The sequence below is a fragment of the Caballeronia sp. AZ10_KS36 genome, from assembly GCF_023631105.1.
In the GTDB taxonomy this organism is placed as follows: domain Bacteria; phylum Pseudomonadota; class Gammaproteobacteria; order Burkholderiales; family Burkholderiaceae; genus Caballeronia.
Window position 1 is genome coordinate 1 of sequence record NZ_JALQDQ010000056.1, and the last position, 5,134, is coordinate 5,134.

The following is a 5,134-nucleotide window of genomic DNA, read 5'->3' on the forward strand; positions in this document are numbered from 1 at the left end:
AGTGCGGCCGGTTCTTCGGAGCCGGGCAAGCAAAAGTATCAAGAGTCTCACACGAAGTATCAGAGGAAGGTTTATCTGTCGAAAGACGGATTAATCATCGTCAGTACGTTGAGTGAGCGACCGGTTGGTAAGACAACCGAAAACAGTAACAGGGTTTGAACTGAAGAGTTTGATCCTGGCTCAGATTGAACGCTGGCGGCATGCCTTACACATGCAAGTCGGACGGCAGCGCGGGCTTCGGCCTGGCGGCGAGTGGCGAACGGGTGAGTAATACATCGGAACGTGTCCTGTAGTGGGGGATAGCCCGGCGAAAGCCGGATTAATACCGCATACGATCTACGGAGGAAAGCGGGGGATCTTCGGACCTCGCGCTGTAGGGGCGGCCGATGGCAGATTAGCTAGTTGGTGGGGTAAAGGCCTACCAAGGCGACGATCTGTAGCTGGTCTGAGAGGACGACCAGCCACACTGGGACTGAGACACGGCCCAGACTCCTACGGGAGGCAGCAGTGGGGAATTTTGGACAATGGGGGCAACCCTGATCCAGCAATGCCGCGTGTGTGAAGAAGGCCTTCGGGTTGTAAAGCACTTTTGTCCGGAAAGAAAACTTCGTCCCTAATATGGATGGAGGATGACGGTACCGGAAGAATAAGCACCGGCTAACTACGTGCCAGCAGCCGCGGTAATACGTAGGGTGCGAGCGTTAATCGGAATTACTGGGCGTAAAGCGTGCGCAGGCGGTCTGTTAAGACCGATGTGAAATCCCCGGGCTTAACCTGGGAACTGCATTGGTGACTGGCAGGCTTTGAGTGTGGCAGAGGGAGGTAGAATTCCACGTGTAGCAGTGAAATGCGTAGAGATGTGGAGGAATACCGATGGCGAAGGCAGCCTCCTGGGCCAACACTGACGCTCATGCACGAAAGCGTGGGGAGCAAACAGGATTAGATACCCTGGTAGTCCACGCCCTAAACGATGTCAACTAGTTGTTGGGGATTCATTTCCTTAGTAACGTAGCTAACGCGTGAAGTTGACCGCCTGGGGAGTACGGTCGCAAGATTAAAACTCAAAGGAATTGACGGGGACCCGCACAAGCGGTGGATGATGTGGATTAATTCGATGCAACGCGAAAAACCTTACCTACCCTTGACATGGTCGGAATCCTGCTGAGAGGCGGGAGTGCTCGAAAGAGAACCGGCGCACAGGTGCTGCATGGCTGTCGTCAGCTCGTGTCGTGAGATGTTGGGTTAAGTCCCGCAACGAGCGCAACCCTTGTCCTTAGTTGCTACGCAAGAGCACTCTAAGGAGACTGCCGGTGACAAACCGGAGGAAGGTGGGGATGACGTCAAGTCCTCATGGCCCTTATGGGTAGGGCTTCACACGTCATACAATGGTCGGAACAGAGGGTTGCCAAGCCGCGAGGTGGAGCCAATCCCAGAAAACCGATCGTAGTCCGGATCGCAGTCTGCAACTCGACTGCGTGAAGCTGGAATCGCTAGTAATCGCGGATCAGCATGCCGCGGTGAATACGTTCCCGGGTCTTGTACACACCGCCCGTCACACCATGGGAGTGGGTTTTACCAGAAGTGGCTAGTCTAACCGCAAGGAGGACGGTCACCACGGTAGGATTCATGACTGGGGTGAAGTCGTAACAAGGTAGCCGTATCGGAAGGTGCGGCTGGATCACCTCCTTTCTCGAGCTTAAGCGCACGAAGCATTCAGCGCTCACGCTTATCGGCTGTGGTTTAGAAACAGGCTAAGGGTCTGTAGCTCAGTCGGTTAGAGCACCGTCTTGATAAGGCGGGGGTCGTTGGTTCGAATCCAACCAGACCCACCACCCTAACAAGTGCTGACCGAGCTTTAAACTCAAGTCAGGCACACGGGGGATTAGCTCAGCTGGGAGAGCACCTGCTTTGCAAGCAGGGGGTCGTCGGTTCGATCCCGTCATCCTCCACCAATCTTCAATGCACAGCGTTCAAGTGATTTGAGCGTTGCGCATTGGCGATTGCTAGCCAGTTGATGCTGTGGGTATTGCAAGACACCTATCGGCTAAACGTTCTTTAACAATCAGGAAGAAGTAGTAAAGAGATTATCTGAAAGCACTTAGAGATGGGTGTGAGTAGGGTAGTCAGGGTAGTGATTGTATCGAGTATGAAAAGTGATCTTAATTGATGACTTGGAATACGGCACAACGCGAATACTCAGCCTATGACAGAGGTGTCGCGAGACACACTCGTTATAGGGTCAAGCGAACAAGTGCATGTGGTGGATGCCTTGGCGATCACAGGCGATGAAGGACGCGGTAGCCTGCGAAAAGCTTCGGGGAGCTGGCAAACGAGCATTGATCCGAAGATGTCCGAATGGGGAAACCCACTCCGTATGGAGTATCCATAGCTGAATACATAGGCTATGTGAAGCGAACGCGGTGAACTGAAACATCTAAGTAACCGCAGGAAAAGAAATCAACCGAGATTCCCAAAGTAGTGGCGAGCGAAATGGGAAGAGCCTGTACTCTTTATTTGTATTGTTAGCTGAACGCTCTGGAAAGTGCGGCCATAGCAGGTGATAGCCCTGTAAGCGAAAACAGTATGAAAGAACTAGGGGTACGACAAGTAGGGCGGGACACGTGAAATCCTGTCTGAAGATGGGGGGACCATCCTCCAAGGCTAAATACTCGTGATCGACCGATAGTGAACCAGTACCGTGAGGGAAAGGCGAAAAGAACCCCGGGAGGGGAGTGAAATAGATCCTGAAACCGCATGCATACAAACAGTCGGAGCCTGGAAACGGGTGACGGCGTACCTTTTGTATAATGGGTCAGCGACTTACGTTCAGTAGCGAGCTTAACTGATTAAGGCAGGCGTAGCGAAAGCGAGTCCGAATAGGGCGATCAGTTGCTGGGCGTAGACCCGAAACCAAGTGATCTATCCATGGCCAGGTTGAAGGTGCGGTAACACGTACTGGAGGACCGAACCCACTAACGTTGAAAAGTTAGGGGATGAGCTGTGGATAGGGGTGAAAGGCTAAACAAACTTGGAAATAGCTGGTTCTCTCCGAAAACTATTTAGGTAGTGCCTCGTGTCTCACCTTCGGGGGTAGAGCACTGTCATGGTTGTGGGGTCCATTGCGGATTACTACGCCATAGCAAACTCCGAATACCGAAGAGTGCAATCACGGGAGACAGACATCGGGTGCTAACGTCCGGTGTCAAGAGGGAAACAACCCAGACCGCCAGCTAAGGTCCCAAAGATTGGCTAAGTGGGAAACGAAGTGGGAAGGCTAAAACAGTCAGGAGGTTGGCTTAGAAGCAGCCACCCTTTAAAGAAAGCGTAATAGCTCACTGATCGAGTCGTCCTGCGCGGAAGATGTAACGGGGCTCAAGCCAGTCACCGAAGCTGCGGATGCGTGTTTTACACGCATGGTAGGAGAGCGTTCCGTAAGCCTGCGAAGGTGCGTTGAAAAGCGTGCTGGAGGTATCGGAAGTGCGAATGCTGACATGAGTAGCGATAAAGGGGGTGAAAAGCCCCCTCGCCGTAAGCCCAAGGTTTCCTACGCAACGTTCATCGGCGTAGGGTGAGTCGGCCCCTAAGGCGAGGCAGAAATGCGTAGCTGATGGGAAGCAGGTCAATATTCCTGCACCATTGTTAGATGCGATGGGGGGACGGATCGCGGAAGGTTGTCCGGGTGTTGGACGTCCCGGTCGCTGCATTGGAGAAGGTGCTTAGGCAAATCCGGGCACGTAATTCAAGGGTGTGGCGCGAGTGACTTCGGTCACGAAGCAATTGGAAGTGGTTCCAAGAAAAGCCTCTAAGCTTCAGTCTAACGATGACCGTACCGCAAACCGACACAGGTGGGCGAGATGAGTATTCTAAGGCGCTTGAGAGAACTCGGGAGAAGGAACTCGGCAAATTGGTACCGTAACTTCGGGATAAGGTACGCCCTGGTAGCTTGACTGGCCTGCGCCAGGAGGGTGAAAGGGTTGCAATAAACTGGTGGCTGCGACTGTTTAATAAAAACACAGCACTCTGCAAACACGAAAGTGGACGTATAGGGTGTGACGCCTGCCCGGTGCCGGAAGATTAAATGATGGGGTGCAAGCTCTTGATTGAAGTCCCGGTAAACGGCGGCCGTAACTATAACGGTCCTAAGGTAGCGAAATTCCTTGTCGGGTAAGTTCCGACCTGCACGAATGGCGTAACGATGGCCACACTGTCTCCTCCCGAGACTCAGCGAAGTTGAAGTGTTTGTGATGATGCAATCTCCCCGCGGCTAGACGGAAAGACCCCATGAACCTTTACTGTAGCTTTGCATTGGACTTTGAACCGATCTGTGTAGGATAGGTGGGAGGCTATGAAACCGGAACGCCAGTTTCGGTGGAGCCGTCCTTGAAATACCACCCTGGTTTGTTTGAGGTTCTAACCTTGGTCCGTGATCCGGATCGGGGACAGTGCATGGTAGGCAGTTTGACTGGGGCGGTCTCCTCCCAAAGCGTAACGGAGGAGTACGAAGGTACGCTAGGTACGGTCGGAAATCGTGCTGATAGTGCAATGGCATAAGCGTGCTTAACTGCGAGACCGACAAGTCGAGCAGGTGCGAAAGCAGGTCATAGTGATCCGGTGGTTCTGTATGGAAGGGCCATCGCTCAACGGATAAAAGGTACTCTGGGGATAACAGGCTGATACCGCCCAAGAGTTCATATCGACGGCGGTGTTTGGCACCTCGATGTCGGCTCATCTCATCCTGGGGCTGTAGCCGGTCCCAAGGGTATGGCTGTTCGCCATTTAAAGAGGTACGTGAGCTGGGTTTAAAACGTCGTGAGACAGTTTGGTCCCTATCTGCCGTGGGCGTTGGATATTTGAAGGGGGCTGCTCCTAGTACGAGAGGACCGGAGTGGACGAACCTCTGGTGTACCGGTTGTCACGCCAGTGGCATCGCCGGGTAGCTATGTTCGGAAGAGATAACCGCTGAAAGCATCTAAGCGGGAAACTCGCCTTAAGATGAGATATCCCCGGGGCTTCGAGCCCCTTGAAGGGTCGTTCCAGACCAGGACGTTGATAGGTCAGGTGTGTAAGTGCAGTAATGCATTGAGCTAACTGATACTAATTGCCCGTAAGGCTTGATCCTATAACCAGTGTGTCT

General features: G+C 53.1%; 2 tRNA genes and 2 rRNA genes. All 4 read left to right on the forward strand.

Going from position 1 to position 5,134, the window contains the following annotated elements:
• The first annotated feature begins 157 nt into the window (after nt 1-157).
• Nucleotides 158-1,689, forward strand: a 16S ribosomal RNA gene (locus tag NCR35_RS29585).
• 66 nt (nt 1,690-1,755) lie between these two features.
• Nucleotides 1,756-1,832 (forward strand) — tRNA-Ile (locus tag NCR35_RS29590).
• Nucleotides 1,833-1,876: 44 nt separating this feature from the next.
• Nucleotides 1,877-1,952: transfer RNA gene (locus tag NCR35_RS29595), tRNA-Ala, on the forward strand.
• Between the two features lie 285 nt (nt 1,953-2,237).
• Nucleotides 2,238-5,119 (forward strand): 23S ribosomal RNA (locus NCR35_RS29600).
• The 16S and 23S rRNA genes sit together here with 2 tRNA genes alongside, the layout of an rRNA operon.
• Nucleotides 5,120-5,134: the final 15 nt, after the last annotated feature.